Origin of the sequence: Streptomyces sp. NPDC102259 (assembly GCF_044766465.1) — a bacterium.
Taxonomy (GTDB): domain Bacteria; phylum Actinomycetota; class Actinomycetes; order Streptomycetales; family Streptomycetaceae; genus Streptomyces.
In genome coordinates this window covers 23,741-39,236 of sequence record NZ_JBIWMA010000014.1, presented here as the reverse complement: position 1 = coordinate 39,236, position 15,496 = coordinate 23,741, and the positions used below count along the sequence as shown (strand labels likewise).

Below are 15,496 nucleotides of genomic sequence, written 5' to 3'. Positions count from 1 at the left end.
TCTTGTACGTCAGTTCGCGGCGCTGCCGGCGAGGTCGGAGAAATACTCGGCGCGCTGGTCGGGGGTCAGGTGGCAGGCGGAACCCCGCCCGTCGGTGACCTCCAGCGGCGGCTGCTCCGTGGAGCACAGGCCCCCTTCGACCTTCTCGGCGAAGGTGCACCGGGGGTGGAAGCGGCAGCCCGACGGCGGGTTCAGCAGCGAGGGCGGCGAACCGGGGATCGGGTTGAGCGGAACGTCCACCGGGTGGTCCAGGCTCGGCATCGAGCTCAGCAGGCCCAGCGTGTAGGGGTGCTGCGGACTTTGCAGCACCTCCCTCTTGGTGCCTCGCTCGACACAGCGGCCGCCGTACATGACCAGGACGTCGTCGGCGATGTCGGCGATGACGCCCAGGTCGTGCGTGATGAAGATGATCGCCGTGCCGAACTCCTGCTGGAGGTCCTTGAGCAGGTCCATGATCTGGGCCTGCACGGTCACGTCGAGGGCCGTGGTCGGCTCGTCGGCGATCAGCAGCTCCGGGTCGCAGACCAGCGCCATCGCGATCATCGCGCGCTGGCGCATACCGCCGGAGAAGAGGTGCGGGTAGTCGTCCACCCGGACTTCCGCCTGCGGGATGCCGACCCGCTTCAGCATCTCGATCGCCCGGGCCCGCGACTCGCTCTTGGAGGCGCCGGTGTGCTTGCGGTACACCTCACTGATCTGCTTGCCGACCGTGTGGTACGGCGACAGCGAGGCCAGCGCGTCCTGGAAGATCATCGACATCTTGTTGCCGCGCAGCCGCTCCAGCTCCCTTTCGGAGGCGGTCAGCAGCTCCTTGTCGTCCAGCACGACCTCGCCCTCGATCGCCGTGCGGTCGCGGTCGTGCAGACCCAGGATGGCCAGGTTGGTGACCGACTTGCCGGAACCCGACTCGCCCACGATGCCGAGCGTCTTGCCCTTCAGCAGGTCGAAGGAGAGCCCGTCGACGGCCTTGACGATGCCGTCCTCGGTGGAGAAATGGACTTTCAGGTCCCTGACGGAGAGGAAGGGCTGCTGATCGGTGCTCGTCACGGGGACGCTCCTGGGGGGTGATGCGAGAGGTAGGGGGCTTGGCGGAGGTCAGGCGAGCCGGATCCGCGGGTCGATGAGAGCGTAGACGGCATCGACGATGATGTTGAAGAACACGATGGCGCCCGCGGCCAGGAGGGTCACGCCCAGCAGCATGGGCAGGTCGCTCTGGTCCACGGACTTGACCGCGAGCCGGCCGATGCCCGGGAGGCTGAAGGTCTGCTCGGTGATGATGGCGCCGCCGATCAGCGTGCCGAGGTCGATGCCGAACACCGTGACGATGGGGCCCATCGCGCCGCGCCAGGCGAACCGGAAGAACACGTTCGCCCGGGACAGGCCCTTGGCGCGGGCGGTGCGGACGTAGTCCTCGCTCAGTTGCTCGACGAGCTGGGAGCGGGTCATACGCGTGTAGTTGGCGGTGAAGATGATCGCGAGGACCAGCCAGGGCAGCAGCAGTCCCGAGAACCAGGCGACCGGGTCGTCGCTGAACGGGGTCCACGACGGCTGGTCGAGCCATCCCAGCTGTGCGACGAGGTAGTACATCGCGATGTAGCCGACGAAGTAGATCTGCAGCGAGGAGCCGAGCAGCGACGCCGAACTGGCGAACTTGTCCAGGAACTTGCCCTGCTTGAGGGCCGCGAGCATGCCCGCGCCGACACCGAGGACCAGGAAGACGGCGGCCGCGCCGAAGGCGAGCGAGAGGGTCGTCGGCAGGCGGTCCATGATCGTGTCGAAGACCGGCACGTTGTTGGCGAAGGAGTAGCCGAAGCAGGGCGCGTCGCAGTACCCGTAACCGCTGTAGTCGCGACCGGCGAAGACGCCCTTCAGCCAGTACCAGTACTGCACCGGGATGGAGTGGTCGATGCCCAGGTTCTTCCGGATCTGCGCGAGGTTCTCAGGCGTGCAGTTCTTGCCGCAGGACATCATGGCGGGGTCACGCGGCACGGCGTAGAAGAGCCAGAAGGTGATGGCGCTGATGATCAACAGAATGACCAGCGCGCCGGTGACTCGGCGGACGAGGAAGCGGAACATGAGGCGTGACTTTCCGGACGGGGCGCCGTCGCCGCGGTAAGGAGAGGGGGGTGGACCGCAGGGGGTGGCCATGGTGATGACCACCCCCAGGGGGCGTGCGCTTACTTCTTGGCGTAGAGCTTGGAGAGCGCGACGCAGGTGTTGGCGCTGTCCCAGATGACGTTGCCGACCTTGGAGCCGTACAGGTAGTTGCGGATCTTGTGGTAGTCCGGAACGACCGCGGCCAGCTCCATGATCATCTTGTCGATGTTGCCCCAGGCCTTGTTGGCCTCCGCCACGTCCGCGATCTGGGAGGCCGCGTCGATCGCCTTGTTGACGCTCGGGTCGTTCAGCTGGGCGTAGTTGCTACGACCGTCGCCGATGTTCTTGCCGCTCCAGCAGGGGTAGAACTGCGAGTAACCGTTCGGCCAGTCCGGGCTCCAGCCGGCCGCGAACAGGTCGAAGTCGTTGTCGATCTTGCCGATCTGGGTGTAGAAGGTCGACTTGTCGACCTGCTTGTTGACGACCGTGAAGCCGGCCTCTTCCAGCGCGTTCTTGATGGCGACGGCGGTCTTCACCGCGGTGTCCGACTGCTGGTAGGCGATGACCAGCTTCTGGCCGACCTTGCCGGCCTCCTTCAGCAGGGCCTTGGCCTTCGCCGGGTCGCCGCCCGGCTTCTTGTCCACGCCGTACAGGTCGAACTTGGTGTAGCCGGGGGTCACCGGGGCGAAGATCGTGGTGGCGATCTCCTGGCTGTAGGCACCGCCGCCGATGGTCTGGAGCTGCTGGTGCGGCCAGGCGTAGTTGATGGCCTGGCGGACCTTCAGGTCCTTGATGCGGGTCATGTTGATCGGCCAGTAGTAGGTGACCGTGTCGACCGCCGTGAGGACGCGCTTCTTCAGGTCGGCGTTGGTGAGGACCTGGGCGATGCGCTCGGGCGCGACCTCGTTGAAGATCGGCACCGCGTACTGGTCGGTGCCCTTGTCCGCGATCCAGCGGTCGGTCGACGCGACCAGCTCGTAGCCCATCTGGAAGATGTACTTGTCCGGGTAGGCGTTGCGGATCGAGTCCGTCTTCGGGTCCCAGTGCTCGTTGCGCACGAAGGTCATCGACTTGCCGATGTTACGGCTTTCGACCTTGTACGGGCCGCAGGAGATGGGCTGCTTGTCGTACTTCTCCTTGGTGTCGTGCTTCTTCGGCACCAGGGAGTAAGCGCGCATCGCGAGCGTGAAGTTGAAGTCGGCGCGGGCTTCCTTGAGACGGAAGGTGATGGTCTTGCCGTCGACCTCGATGGAGTCGAGGCTCTTGCCCTCGTACGGGCCCTTGTACTTGTCGCCGCCCACCAGGAAGTCCTGGACGTAGCGCGGGCCCTCGGTGACGAAGGTGGCGAAGATGCGCTCGAAGGTGTGGCGGAGGTCGTCCGAGGAGATCTCGACGCCGTCCTCCCACTTCAGACCGTCCTTCAGCGTGAAGGTCCAGGTCTTGCCGCCGTCCTTCATGGTGCCGGCGTCGGTCGCGGCGTCGCCGACCAGGGTGGCGTTGCCCTTGGCGTCCAGCTTGTAGCCGGTCAGACCGCGCATGATCGGCACGGTGATGGCGGCCTCGGTCGAGACGTAGATCTGCGCCGGGTCCATGTGGTCCATGTCGAACTGCTGGAGCGAGTAGATCGTCCCGCCCTTGACCGCGCCCGTCACCTCGGCGGCCGGACCGGTGGAGTCGGCCTTGGTGCCGACCGGGATCTCGACGGTCTTGGCCCCGGTGACCTTGGGGGCCTTGTCCTGCGAGGAGCCCCCCTCGTCGCCGCTGCTGCAGGCGCTCAGCACCGACGTCGACGCCGCGGCGACGCCGGTGGCGATGAGGAAGTTTCTGCGCGAGAAGGACATGCTGCCTGCCTTGAAGTGGGAGTGATGAGAGAGATCCGGCACCCCGGCGTCCTTGCCGTGGTCCTGAAGAGGGCCGGAGCTAGCGCTTGGACTTGGGGTCGAGTGCGTCACGCACCGAATCGCCGAGCAGGTTGAACGCGAGGACGAAGATCACCATGGACAGGCCCGGGAAGAGCATGAAGGTGAGGTCCTCGGTGTAGAAACTTGCACCCCGCGCGATCATGACGCCCCAGTCCGGGGTCGGGTCGATCATGCCGACTCCGAGGAAGGCGAGACCCGCCTCAGCGGTGACGTACGCCGGGAGCATCAGCGTGGTCTGGATGATGATGGGCGTCCACAGGTTGGGCAGCAGCTCCTTGAAGACGATACGCCCCGGTGATGCACCCGTGACTTTCGCTGCCTCGACGAACTCCCGTTCACGCAGGCCCAGTACCTGGCCGCGCAGCAGTCGGGCGATGGACGCCCACCCGAAGGCGGAAAGGACGATGATCAGAGCTGTGGCCCGCAGCCAGGTCGGGATCTCCTCGTCGGGGGCGACGAAGAGCCCGAACACGACCGGCATGAAGGCGATGAAGAAGAGCGTGGACGGGAACGACAGCAGGATGTCGATGACCCGACCCACGAGGTAGTCCGTCTTGCCGCCGATGTAGCCCGCGGTGGTGCCGATGACCACACCGAGGACCACGGTGAGCACCGTGGCGGCGAGCGCGATGCCCAGCGAGTTGCGGATCGCGTAGAGCAGGAAGGTGAAGACGTCGCGCCCCAGCTGGGGCTCGATGCCGAACCAGAACTCGGAGCTCATGCCGCCGTTCGGACCCGACGGGTACGCGAAGGGGTTCAGCAGCTCGGGGCGCTGACTGGCGTAGGTGGTGTATGGGTCCTTGCCGTACAGCTTGGCTATCACCGGAGCGGCGATGGCGGTCACGAAGAAGAAGCTCACGATGCACGCGGATATGACGCCCGTGCGGTCCCGCTTGAAGCGGTTCCACGCCAGCCGTCCGGGCGAGCGACCCTCGCTGCCCTTGTGGGTGGAGGGCGTAGGTGACTTCTCGACGCTCTCGTCGGTCACCTCGAGCGGGGCGGCCGCTGATGGAGTTGGGGGGGTCATGGTGCTCCTGGCCCAAGGGAGGGTCTGATGACTCCGCAGGGCACTCCCTACGGGCTACGCCGGACTTTTTCAACGCAATTCATTCAAGGTCAATAAATTCTGGTCTCCCTTGGTTTTCTCTTTACTTTCTTTACCTGGACTTGACCATATCGTAGCTACGCGTGTAGCGCGCCGTAATCGTTCCGTGTCTGAATTCGGACCAACTGCGCGAAACGGGCAAGGAGTTCGATATTCGGACCCCGGGGTGTCGGAATGCGTACATCTCGGGGTCACAATCCAACGGTTCTGCATCGGATGGTGGAGATCCGTTGCGCACTGCACCGAAGATCCATTGTGACCTGCGAAGAAGATCCTTTTCGACCCCCCGCCAGGATCCTGCTGTCCGCGCCCGGCGGACTCGCGCCGTCCCCCGAATAGCCCCGCGAGAGCCTCCCGTTGGGCGCGGCCCGTGTGCGGCATGCACCTTTTAAGTTGATATTTACCGGTAATGGATCAGTGCTTCGGTGCTGACGGCACAGCGCTCGGGTAAAGCGCGGTCAATGAGGAGGCATCCATGCGTGGAGCCACGCACGCCAAGTGGGCCGCATGCGCGGCGGCGGCAGCACTCGCGGCGACGGCGTGCGGGGGCGGGGGGAGCGACGGCGGCGGCGACGGCGGCGCGGTGCTCAGTTCCTCCTGGGGAGACCCGCAGAACCCGCTGGAGCCCGCCAACACCAACGAGGTGCAGGGCGGCAAGGTCCTCGACATGATCTTCCGGAGTCTCAAGAAGTACAACCCGGAGACCGGCGCGGCCGAGGACATGCTGGCCGAGAAGATCGAGACCACGGACTCCCAGAACTTCACCATCACCGTCAAGGACGGCTGGACGTTCAGCAATGGCGAGAAAGTGACGTCGAAATCCTTCGTCACCGCCTGGAACTACGCCGCGAGTCTGAAGAACAACCAGAAGAACGCCTACTTCTTCGAGTACATCGACGGCTACACCGCGGCCCACCCCGCCAGTGGCTCGCAGACCACCGACGTCCTCTCCGGGCTCAAGGTCGTCAACGACAGGACCTTCACCGTCAAGCTCAAGCAGAAGTTCTCGACCTTCCCCGACACCCTCGGCTACCCCGCCTACGCCCCGCTGCCCCAGGCCTTCTTCACCGACCACGCGAACTGGGTGAAGAAACCGATCGGAAACGGCCCGTACACGATCGACTCCTATACCAAGGGCTCCCAGATGGCCCTGAAGAAGTGGGACGGCTACCCCGGCGACGACAAGGCGGAGAACGGTGGCGTGACCCTGAAGGTCTACACCGACAACAACACCGCCTACACCGACCTGCTGGCCGGCAACCTCGACCTCGTCGACGACGTGCCCGCGGCCCAGCTCAAGAACGTCAAGAACGACCTCGGCGACCGCTATCTGAACACCCCCGCCGGCATCATCCAGACCCTGGCCTTCCCCTTCTACGACAAGAAATGGAACACCACCGGCTCGGACAAGGTCCGCACCGGACTCTCCCGGGCGATCGACCGCAAGCAGATCACCGAGACGATCTTCCAGAACACCCGCACCCCCGCCACCGACTGGACCTCTCCGGTGCTCGGCGAGGAGGGCGGCTTCAAGGAAGGCCTGTGCGGGGACGCCTGCGAATACGATCCCGCCGCGGCGAAGAAGCTCGTCGAGGAGGGCGGCGGCCTGCCCGGCGGCCAGGTCAAGATCACATACAACGCGGACACCGGATCGCACAAACAATGGGTCGACGCGGTCTGCAACTCGATCAACAACGCCCTCGACAACGACAAGGCCTGCGTGGGCAACCCGGTCGGCACGTTCGCGGACTTCCGCACCCAGATCGGCGACCGGAAGATGACCGGACCCTTCCGGGCGGGGTGGCAGATGGACTACCCCCTCATCCAGAACTTCCTCCAGCCGCTCTACTACACGAACGCCTCCTCCAACGACGGCAAGTGGTCCAACAAGGACTTCGACAAGCTCGTCGACCAGGCCAACGCCGAGACCGACACCGCCAAGGCCGTGGAGACCTTCCAGCAGGCCGAAGAGGTCGTCCGCGACAACATGGCCGCCATCCCGCTCTGGTACCAGAACGGCAGCGCCGGCTACTCGGAGCGGCTCTCGAAGGTCAAGCTCAACCCGTTCTCCGTCCCGGTCTACAACGAGATCAAGGTCAGCTGACCCGCCATGGGCCGGTATGTGGTCCGGCGTCTGCTCCAGATGATCCCGGTGTTCATCGGCGCCACGCTGTTGATCTTCCTGATGGTGAACGTGATGGGCGACCCCATCGCGGGTCTCTGCGGTGACCGGCAGTGCGACCCGGCGACCGCAGCCCAGCTGGAGAAGGAGTTCGGCCTCGACAAGCCCGTCTGGCAGCAGTACCTGACCTACATGGGGAACGTCTTCACCGGAGACTTCGGTACGGCGTTCAACGGCCAGCCGGTCACCGAGCTGATGGCCACGGCCTTCCCGGTCACCATCCGGCTGACGATCGTCGCCATCGTCTTCGAGATCGTCATCGGCATCACCCTCGGCGTCCTGACGGGCCTGCGCCGCGGCCGGCCCGTCGACACCGGGGTCCTGCTGCTCACCCTCGTCGTGATCTCCGTCCCCACCTTCGTCACCGGCCTGCTGCTCCAGCTGCTGCTCGGCGTCGAATGGGGGTGGATCAAACCGTCGGTCTCCTCGGAGGCCACCTTCGGTGAGCTGATCGTGCCCGGGCTGGTGCTCGCCTCCGTCTCCCTGGCGTACGTCACCCGGCTGACCCGCACCTCCATCGCGGAGAACAGACGGTCCGACTACGTCCGGACGGCCGTCGCCAAGGGGCTGCCCCGCCGCCGGGTCGTCACCCGGCACCTGCTGCGCAACTCCCTGATCCCCGTGGTCACGTTCATCGGCACCGACATCGGCGCCCTGATGGGCGGTGCGATCGTCACCGAGCGGATCTTCAACATCCACGGCGTCGGCTTCCAGCTCTACCAGGGGATCCTCCGCCAGAACACCCAGACCGTCGTCGGCTTCGTGACCGTCCTGGTCCTGGTCTTCCTGGTGGCGAACCTGCTCGTCGACCTCCTGTACGCCGTACTCGACCCGAGGATCCGCTATGCCTGAGCCGATGCCGCCGGAGCAGCACCTGCCGGGCGCGGGCCGCACTCCTGAGGAGGGCGCCATCGCCGACACCGGCATGGGCGGCGCGATGGACCTGGCCACCGCGGAGGGGGAGACCCTCGAGAAGACACCCGGCGGCGGGCCGCAGGGCGCCGAGCCCTCCGAGAAGGCCCGTTCCCTCTGGTCCGACGCCTGGCGGGACCTGCGCCGCAACCCGGTCTTCATCATCTCCGGCCTGATCATCCTCTTTCTGGTCTTCGTCTCCCTGTGGCCCGGGGCCATCACCTGGCTGAGCCCCCTCAAGTGCGATCTCGCCAAGGCCCAGGAGGGTTCCCAGCCGGGCCATCCCTTCGGCTTCGACGGCCAGGGCTGCGACGTCTACACGCGCGTCGTCTACGGTGCCCGGACGTCCGTCACGGTCGGCGTCCTGGCCACCCTCGGCGTCGCCCTGCTCGGCAGCGTGCTGGGCGGTCTGGCCGGGTTCTTCGGCGGGGCGGGGGACTCGATCCTGTCCCGGATCACCGACATCTTCTTCGCCATCCCGGTCGTCCTCGGCGGCCTGGTCCTCCTCTCCGTCGTGACCAGCAATACGGTCTGGCCGGTGATCGGGTTCATGGTGCTGCTCGGCTGGCCCCAGATCTCCCGGATCGCGCGGGGCTCGGTGATCACCGTCAAACAGAACGACTTCGTCCAGGCGGCCCGGGCCCTGGGCGCCACCCACTCCCGGCTGCTGCTGCGGCACATCGCGCCGAACGCGGTCGCCCCGGTGATCGTCGTGGCGACCATCGCGCTCGGCACGTTCATCTCGCTGGAGGCGACCCTGTCCTACCTCGGCGTCGGACTGAAGCCGCCGACCGTCTCCTGGGGCATCGACATCTCCGCCGCCTCGCCCTACATCCGCAACGCCCCGCACGCCCTGCTGTGGCCCTCGGGCGCCCTGGCCCTCACGGTCCTGGCGTTCATCATGCTCGGCGACGCGGTGCGCGACGCCCTCGACCCGAAGCTGAGGTGACGGCCGGATGCTGCTCGAAGTACGCGACCTGCACGTGGAGTTCCGCACCAGGGACGGGATCGCCAGGGCCGTCAACGGCGTCAGCTACGGCGTGGACGCGGGCGAGACGCTGGCCGTGCTCGGCGAGTCCGGCTCCGGCAAGTCCGTCACCGCCCAGGCGATCATGGGCATCCTCGACATGCCGCCCGGCAAGATCACCGGCGGCGAGATCCTCTTCCGCGGCAAGGACCTGCTGCGCTTCAAGGAGGAGGAGCGCCGGAAGGTCCGCGGCGCCGAGATGGCGATGATCTTCCAGGACGCCCTGTCGTCCCTGAACCCCGTGCTGTCGGTGGGCGACCAGCTCGGCGAGATGTTCGTCGTGCACCGGGGGATGTCCAGGAAGGACGCGCGGGCCAAGGCCGTGGAGCTGATGGACCGCGTCCGCATCCCGGGCGCCCGGGAACGGGTCAGGGACTACCCGCACCAGTTCTCCGGCGGTATGCGCCAGCGCATCATGATCGCGATGGCGATGGCCCTGGAACCGGCGCTCATCATCGCCGACGAGCCCACCACCGCCCTCGACGTCACCGTCCAGGCCCAGGTCATGGACCTGCTCGCGGAGCTCCAGCGCGAGTACCACATGGGCCTGATCCTCATCACCCACGACCTGGGCGTGGTCGCGGACGTGGCCGACCGGATCGCCGTGATGTACGCGGGCCGGATCGTCGAGTCGGCCCCCGTCCACGACATCTACAAGGCCCCGGCCCACCCCTACACCCGCGGCCTGCTCGACTCCATCCCGCGCCTGGACCAGAAGGGCCAGGAGCTCTACGCCATCAAGGGCCTGCCGCCCAACCTCATGCACATCCCGCCCGGCTGCGCCTTCAACCCGCGCTGCCCGATGGCCCAGGACGTGTGCCGTACGGACGTACCCCCGCTGTACGAGGTCGACGAAGTCGGCGAGGCCGCCGGGGGCGACCGGTCCGGTGGGTCCGGTGGGTCTGGTGGGCCTGGTGAGTCCGGCGGGTTCGGTGGGGCCGTCGGGGCCGACGCGGACCGCACGAGCGCGTGTCACTTCTGGAGGGAGTGCCTGCATGGCTAGTTCCGCATCGGCCGAGCCGATCCTCGAAGTGAGCGGGCTGGTCAAGCACTATCCGCTCACCCAGGGCATCCTGTTCAGGAAGCAGGTCGGCGCGGTCAAGGCCGTCGACGGCGTCGACTTCACCCTCCACCGCGGCGAGACCCTGGGCATCGTCGGGGAGTCCGGCTGCGGCAAGTCCACGGTCGCCAAGATGCTGGTCAACCTGGAGAAGCCGACGGCGGGGGAGATCCGCTACAAGGGCGAGGACGTCACCGGCCTGTCGGGCAAGGCGCTGCGGGCGGTCCGGCGCAACATCCAGATGGTGTTCCAGGACCCGTACACCTCGCTCAACCCGCGCATGACCGTCGGCGACATCATCGGGGAGCCGTACGAGATCCACCCCGAGGTGGCGCCCAAGGGCGACCGGCGGCGGAAGGTCCAGGACCTGCTGGACGTCGTCGGGCTCAACCCCGAGTACATCAACCGCTATCCGCACCAGTTCTCCGGCGGCCAGCGGCAGCGCATCGGCATCGCGCGGGGGCTGGCCCTGCGCCCGGAGGTGATCGTCGCCGACGAGCCGGTGTCCGCGCTGGACGTCTCGGTCCAGGCGCAGGTGATCAACCTGCTGGACCGGCTCCAGAGCGAGTTCGACCTCTCCTACCTCTTCATCGCCCACGACCTCTCGATCGTCCGGCACATCTCGGACCGGGTGGGGGTGATGTACCTCGGCCGGATCGTGGAGATCGGCCGCGACGCCGAGATCTACGACCACCCGACGCACCCCTACACCCAGGCCCTGCTGTCCGCGGTGCCCGTACCGGACCCGGAGGCGCGGGAGCGCCGGGAGCGGATCATCCTGGCCGGCGACGTCCCGTCCCCGACGAACATCCCCTCCGGCTGCCGTTTCCGCACCCGCTGCTGGAAGGCGCGGGAGCGGTGCGAGCTGGAGGTGCCGGCGCTGGCGGTCCCGGCGGAGTTCCGGCTCGTGAGCGGCCCGGCGGCGCACGCCTCGGCGTGTCACTTCGCGGAGGAGAAGCAGGTGGTCCCGCCGGAGGAGGCGCCGGGGGAATCGCGGGACGATCACGGTGACGGGTCGCCATAGCCACCCAAACACGCATCAACCGCGTTAACACGCAGGCAACTTGACCGACCCGATTCCGATATACGGACGGGCCAGTCTGAACAGCGTACGGCCGTGCGGGTGCCGTAAACGGGCCGGGAGCGCCATGTCTCCCGGCCCGTTGCCGCGCCCGGGGCGCTACGTCAGCCCGAGCGAACGCCTGAGGAAGTCCACCTGGAGCAGGAGCAGGTTCTCCGCGACCTGTTCCTGGGGCGTCATGTGGGTGACGCCCGACAGGGGGAGCACCTCGTGCGGGCGGCCGGCGGCCAGCAGGGCCGAGGACAGCCGCAGGGCGTGCGCGACGACCACGTTGTCGTCGGCCAGGCCGTGGACGATCATCAGCGGGCGGTGGGGTTCGGCGGGCGAGGAGAGCCCCTCGTCGGTGACGAGCGAACTCTTCGCGTACGCCTCCGGGGTGGTGGCCGGGTCGCCGAGGTACCGCTCGGTGTAGTGGGTGTCGTAGAGCCGCCAGTCGGTCACCGGGGCGCCCGCGATGGCGGCGTGGAAGACGTCGGGACGGCGCAGCACCGCGAGGGCCGCGAGCCAGCCGCCGTACGACCAGCCGCGGATCGCCACCCGGGAGAGGTCGAGGGGATGACTCTTCGCCAGATCCTCCAGCGCCTCGATCTGGTCGTCGAGGCTGACCGTGAGGTCGTGGTGGATCGCCTTCTCCCAGCCGGGGGAGCGGCCCGGGGTGCCCCGCCCGTCGGCTACGACCACCGCGAAACCCTGGTCGGCGAACCACTGCGAGGTCAGGTGCGCGTTGTGCGCGGCGAGGACCCGGGGCCCGTGCGGGCCGCCGTAGGGATCCATGAGGACGGGCAGGGGGGTGTCACCGGGGTAGTCCGTAGGCATAAGTACGGCGCACGGGATTCGTCGTGCGCCCCCCTGGGTGAGGAGCACGCGGGGTGACATACCGGGATCTTCAGCGTACGACCGGACAGTCGCCGTGTGCTTCCCGTCCCGCAGCACCCGCGCCACGCTGCCCGGCCGGTCCGGCACCGCCGACACCAGAACGGTCACGTTCCCCGAGCGCACGGCCGAGTGCACCCCGGGCTCCTGGGAGAGGCGCTCGAGGCCGAGTTCGTTGACGCGGTAGACGTGCACCTCACCGGTTTCCGGCGCGGCCGCGTCCGCCCCGGCGGAGGCGGAGACCAGTACGTCGTCGGACGTGACGTCGAGTACCGCACGCACGTGCAACTGGGAGCCCGTCAGCAGGCGTTCACCCACCGAGAGGACCCGGGCGCCGCCCTCGTCGGCGATCCTGACCAACTGTCCCGACGGGCTCCAGCACGGCACCCCAGGGAAAAGATCGAGCCAAATCCGATCTTCGTCGGCGTGCACCATCCGGGTCGCCCCGGAGTCGGTGTCCACCGCCAGGAACAGCTGACTGCGCTGGTCGCGCGCCTGTACGAGCAGCAGCGGCGCTCCCGCCCCTGACCAGTGCACTCGCGCCAGATACGGGTAGCGCGCCCGGTCCCAGACGACCTCCGTACGCACCCCGTCGAGCCCGAACACGAACAGCCGCACCTCCGCGTTGGGCGTCCCGGCAGCCGGATAGGGCACGTGTTGTGGGTCACGTTTCGGCTGGGCCGGATCCGAGATCCACCACCGCTCCACCGGCGTGTCGTCCACCCTCGCGACCAGCAGTCGGTCCGACTCCGGAGCCCACCAGAACCCCCGCGTGCGGTCCATCTCCTCGGCCGCGATGAACTCGGCCAATCCATAGGAAACCGGGTCCGATTCCGGCTCCGCCAGCGCCCGGTCGCCGTCGCCCTCGGCGCCGACCACCCGCAGGGCGCCCCCGACGACGTACGCGACGAGTCGCCCGTCGGGGGACGGCCGGGGGTCGATCACCGGCCCGGGGACCGCGAGTTCGGTCGCCGTGCCGACCCGCAGCTCGGCCGTGAAAAGCCGCCCCGACAAGGCGAAAGACGCCAGCTCGACGGCCTCGTCGGTGGCGTAGCCGACGATCCCGGCGCCCCCCTCGCGGCTGCGCTCGCGGCGTGCGCGCTCCTGCGGCGAGAGGTCCTCCGAGGTGCCCCCGAGGAGGGCGCGCGGATCGGCGGCCGGGCGCTCCGTGCCGTCCGCCGGGTCGAGGACCCACAGCGCACCCGCGCGATCCGTGCCGGAGCCGGAACGCAGGAACACGACCCGCGAGCCGTCGGGGGCCACCGTGAACGAACGCGGCGCGCCCAGGGTGAAACGCTGGGTGCGGGCGTGCCTGCGGGGGAAGGAGTCGGACTCGGTCGTCATCCTCCGACCATATTGGCCATGCGACCCCCTTGTGCGGCCGTGCGCCGCGAGATGCGCACCCACACATAGTTATGATCACTAGCGCTGTGTGGGTATGAACCTGCTGGCTGATGTATGGATTTACACGTTCCCTTGTTCTGCTTTTGCCCCCACGTTCCCGGGTCCTTGGAGGTGAACCGCCGTGGCACTCTCGATTTCGGCGGTGGTGCTGCTGGCGATCATCGTCTTCTTGCTGGTCAAGAAGTCGGGGCTGAAAGGCGGTCACGCGGTCGTCTGCATCCTGCTCGGCTTCTATCTGGCCTCCTCGACGATCGCGCCCACGATCAGCGACCTGACGACGAGCGTGGCGAGCATGATCGGCAGCATCAAGTTCTGACGCGTGCCGACTCTGCGTCTGCCCCTGCGCGGGAGATGTAGGCCTGCCTCGTAGGGTTGGCTCCATGAAGGAACTCCCCGCTCGGCGTCTGCTGCTGGTGCACGCGCACCCGGACGACGAGTCGATCAACAACGGCGCGACCATGGCCAGGTACGCGGCCGAGGGTGCCCATGTGACCCTGGTCACCTGCACCCTCGGTGAACGCGGCGAGGTCATCCCGCCGGAGCTGCGGCACCTGACCGGCGCCGCCCTGGGGGAGCACCGGCGTCGTGAACTCGCGGCCGCCATGGCCGAGCTCGGCGTCGACGACTTCCGCCTGCTCGGCGGCGCCGGCCGCTTCGGCGACTCCGGGATGATGGGCCTCCCCGACAACGACGACCCCGCCTGCTTCTGGCGGGCCGACGTCGACGAGGCCGCCGCGTCCCTGGTCCAGGTCATCCTCGAGGTGCGCCCCCACGTCCTCGTCACCTACGACGACGACGGCGGCTACGGCCACCCCGACCACATCCAGGCCCACCGCGTCGCCATGCGGGCCGCGGAGCTGGCCGAGGACGCCGGGTGGCGCATCCCCAAGGTGTACTGGAACCGCGTCCCGCGCTCCGTCGCCGAGGCCGCCTTCGCCCGGCTCCAGGAGGAGCTGCCGGGGCTGCCCTTCGCCAAGAGCGCCGTCGTGCCCGACGTGCCGGGCGTGGTGGACGACGACCGGGTCAGCGCCGAGATCGACGGCGGCCCCGCGTACACCGCCGCCAAGGCCGCCGCGATGCGCGCGCACGCCACCCAGGTCGAAGTCGCGCCCGGTGAGCGGTACTTCGCCCTCTCCAACGAGCTCGCACAGCCCCTGTTCCCGACCGAGTACTACGAACTCGTCCGCGGGGAGCCCGCTCGACAGGCGCGGGACGGCCAGGGAGGCCAGGGCGGTCGGAAGAGGGAGAACGACCTGTTCGCCGGCACGGGCGACGCGGCGGAGGTGGCGTGATGTCCGACCGTGGTTCGATGCTCGCCCAGCCGCTGCGGATGCCCCCCGCCGGACGGATCGTCGCCTGCACGGGGCTCCTCCTGCTCGGCGCGGTCGCCGGTCTCGCCGGGGCGCTCGTCCAGGCCGGCTGGTTCCCGGGCGGACTGCTCCTCGCGCTCGTGGGCGCGGCCGGGCTGTTCCTCGGCGGGGCGCGGGCGCTCGGCAGTCGCGCCGGAGCCGTCGCGCCCGCCGTCGGCTGGATGCTCTCCGTGATCCTGTGCACGGCGGGCCGTCCCGAGGGTGACTTCCTGTTCGGCGCGGGAGGCGGTTCCTACCTCTTCCTGCTCGGTGGCATGGCACTTGCTGTGATCTGCGCCACCATCGGTTCGGGGCGGCAACCGGTCGGCGGCGACGTCCGACTTGGCAAGTGACGTACCACTTCACCGCGGTGTGCCCGTGCGAGTCCCGTGTGGGTTTCCCCGGCGGTCGTGGGATACGGGCCAGAAGTGGCCAGTATGGTGGTGCGCGCCGCCGAGCTGCCCGTGAGGCCGTGCGGGCGGCG

Annotated in this window: 13 protein-coding genes; 8 read left to right on the top strand and 5 right to left on the bottom strand. The window is 68.1% G+C overall.

Going from position 1 to position 15,496, the window contains the following annotated elements:
* Positions 1-9: 9 nt before the first annotated feature.
* From ACIRPU_RS28355 to ACIRPU_RS28340, 4 genes are all read right to left on the bottom strand, one after another.
* On the bottom strand, positions 10-1,047 hold the full coding sequence (locus ACIRPU_RS28355) for an ABC transporter ATP-binding protein (RefSeq protein ID WP_355709022.1): 1,038 nt from the start codon (positions 1,045-1,047) through the stop codon (positions 10-12).
* A gap of 48 nt (positions 1,048-1,095) precedes the next feature.
* Entirely contained in the window at positions 1,096-2,076 is a 981-nt protein-coding gene (locus tag ACIRPU_RS28350; RefSeq protein WP_403872187.1) for an ABC transporter permease, read from the bottom strand.
* A gap of 101 nt (positions 2,077-2,177) precedes the next feature.
* Positions 2,178-3,938 (bottom strand): ABC transporter substrate-binding protein, encoded by a 1,761-nt coding sequence (locus tag ACIRPU_RS28345; RefSeq protein ID WP_403872437.1) that lies wholly within the window; start codon positions 3,936-3,938, stop codon positions 2,178-2,180.
* A 79-nt stretch (positions 3,939-4,017) separates the two neighbouring features.
* Positions 4,018-5,046, bottom strand: a complete 1,029-nt coding sequence (locus ACIRPU_RS28340; RefSeq protein ID WP_355709016.1) for an ABC transporter permease — start codon at positions 5,044-5,046, stop codon at positions 4,018-4,020.
* Positions 5,047-5,599: 553 nt separating this feature from the next.
* On the opposite strand from ACIRPU_RS28340, the gene ACIRPU_RS28335 reads away from it, so the two are divergent.
* The 5 genes from ACIRPU_RS28335 to ACIRPU_RS28315 are packed head-to-tail and all read left to right on the top strand — an operon-like array spanning position 5,600 to position 11,329.
* On the top strand, positions 5,600-7,228 hold the full coding sequence (locus ACIRPU_RS28335) for an ABC transporter substrate-binding protein (RefSeq protein ID WP_403872184.1): 1,629 nt from the start codon (positions 5,600-5,602) through the stop codon (positions 7,226-7,228).
* A 6-nt stretch (positions 7,229-7,234) separates the two neighbouring features.
* Positions 7,235-8,158, top strand: coding sequence for an ABC transporter permease (locus tag ACIRPU_RS28330; RefSeq protein ID WP_355709012.1), 924 nt, complete (start codon positions 7,235-7,237; stop codon positions 8,156-8,158).
* The gene (locus ACIRPU_RS28325) at positions 8,151-9,167 is read left to right on the top strand and encodes an ABC transporter permease (RefSeq protein ID WP_403872182.1); all 1,017 of its coding nucleotides are present in this window, start codon (positions 8,151-8,153) and stop codon (positions 9,165-9,167) included. The genes ACIRPU_RS28330 and ACIRPU_RS28325 overlap by 8 nt, the downstream gene beginning before the upstream one ends.
* Positions 9,168-9,174: 7 nt before the next feature.
* Positions 9,175-10,248, top strand: coding sequence for an ABC transporter ATP-binding protein (locus ACIRPU_RS28320; RefSeq protein WP_403872180.1), 1,074 nt, complete (start codon positions 9,175-9,177; stop codon positions 10,246-10,248).
* On the top strand, positions 10,241-11,329 hold the full coding sequence (locus tag ACIRPU_RS28315) for an ABC transporter ATP-binding protein (protein WP_403872178.1): 1,089 nt from the start codon (positions 10,241-10,243) through the stop codon (positions 11,327-11,329). The genes ACIRPU_RS28320 and ACIRPU_RS28315 overlap by 8 nt, the downstream gene beginning before the upstream one ends.
* Positions 11,330-11,485: 156 nt before the next feature.
* Here ACIRPU_RS28315 and ACIRPU_RS28310 read toward each other — a convergent pair whose 3' ends face one another.
* On the bottom strand, positions 11,486-13,603 hold the full coding sequence (locus ACIRPU_RS28310; RefSeq protein WP_403872176.1) for a prolyl oligopeptidase family serine peptidase: 2,118 nt from the start codon (positions 13,601-13,603) through the stop codon (positions 11,486-11,488).
* Between the two features lie 181 nt (positions 13,604-13,784).
* On the opposite strand from ACIRPU_RS28310, the gene ACIRPU_RS28305 reads away from it, so the two are divergent.
* The 3 genes from ACIRPU_RS28305 to ACIRPU_RS28295 all read left to right on the top strand — a co-directional run bounded on the left by ACIRPU_RS28305 (position 13,785) and on the right by ACIRPU_RS28295 (position 15,365).
* Positions 13,785-13,979, top strand: coding sequence for a hypothetical protein (locus tag ACIRPU_RS28305; RefSeq protein ID WP_020127941.1), 195 nt, complete (start codon positions 13,785-13,787; stop codon positions 13,977-13,979).
* Positions 13,980-14,043: 64 nt separating this feature from the next.
* Positions 14,044-14,955, top strand: a complete 912-nt coding sequence (gene mshB, locus ACIRPU_RS28300; protein WP_403872174.1) for an N-acetyl-1-D-myo-inositol-2-amino-2-deoxy-alpha-D-glucopyranoside deacetylase — start codon at positions 14,044-14,046, stop codon at positions 14,953-14,955.
* A complete protein-coding gene (locus ACIRPU_RS28295) occupies positions 14,955-15,365 on the top strand; it encodes a DUF6113 family protein (RefSeq protein ID WP_403872172.1) in 411 nt (136 codons plus the stop codon). The genes mshB and ACIRPU_RS28295 overlap by 1 nt, the downstream gene beginning before the upstream one ends.
* Positions 15,366-15,496: the final 131 nt, after the last annotated feature.

Excerpts from the sequence above, each read along its gene's own strand:
- ACIRPU_RS28350 (WP_403872187.1), bottom strand. The coding sequence starts at position 2,076 with ATGTTCCGCTTCCTCGTCCGCCGAGTCACCGGCGCGCTGGTCATTCTG.
- ACIRPU_RS28345 (WP_403872437.1), bottom strand. The coding sequence starts at position 3,938 with ATGTCCTTCTCGCGCAGAAACTTCCTCATCGCCACCGGCGTCGCCGCG.
- ACIRPU_RS28340 (WP_355709016.1), bottom strand. The coding sequence starts at position 5,046 with ATGACCCCCCCAACTCCATCAGCGGCCGCCCCGCTCGAGGTGACCGAC.
- ACIRPU_RS28335 (WP_403872184.1), top strand. The coding sequence starts at position 5,600 with ATGCGTGGAGCCACGCACGCCAAGTGGGCCGCATGCGCGGCGGCGGCA.
- ACIRPU_RS28330 (WP_355709012.1), top strand. The coding sequence starts at position 7,235 with ATGGGCCGGTATGTGGTCCGGCGTCTGCTCCAGATGATCCCGGTGTTC.
- ACIRPU_RS28325 (WP_403872182.1), top strand. The coding sequence starts at position 8,151 with ATGCCTGAGCCGATGCCGCCGGAGCAGCACCTGCCGGGCGCGGGCCGC.
- ACIRPU_RS28320 (WP_403872180.1), top strand. The coding sequence starts at position 9,175 with ATGCTGCTCGAAGTACGCGACCTGCACGTGGAGTTCCGCACCAGGGAC.
- ACIRPU_RS28315 (WP_403872178.1), top strand. The coding sequence starts at position 10,241 with ATGGCTAGTTCCGCATCGGCCGAGCCGATCCTCGAAGTGAGCGGGCTG.
- ACIRPU_RS28310 (WP_403872176.1), bottom strand. The coding sequence starts at position 13,603 with ATGACGACCGAGTCCGACTCCTTCCCCCGCAGGCACGCCCGCACCCAG.
- mshB (WP_403872174.1), top strand. The coding sequence starts at position 14,044 with ATGAAGGAACTCCCCGCTCGGCGTCTGCTGCTGGTGCACGCGCACCCG.
- ACIRPU_RS28295 (WP_403872172.1), top strand. The coding sequence starts at position 14,955 with ATGTCCGACCGTGGTTCGATGCTCGCCCAGCCGCTGCGGATGCCCCCC.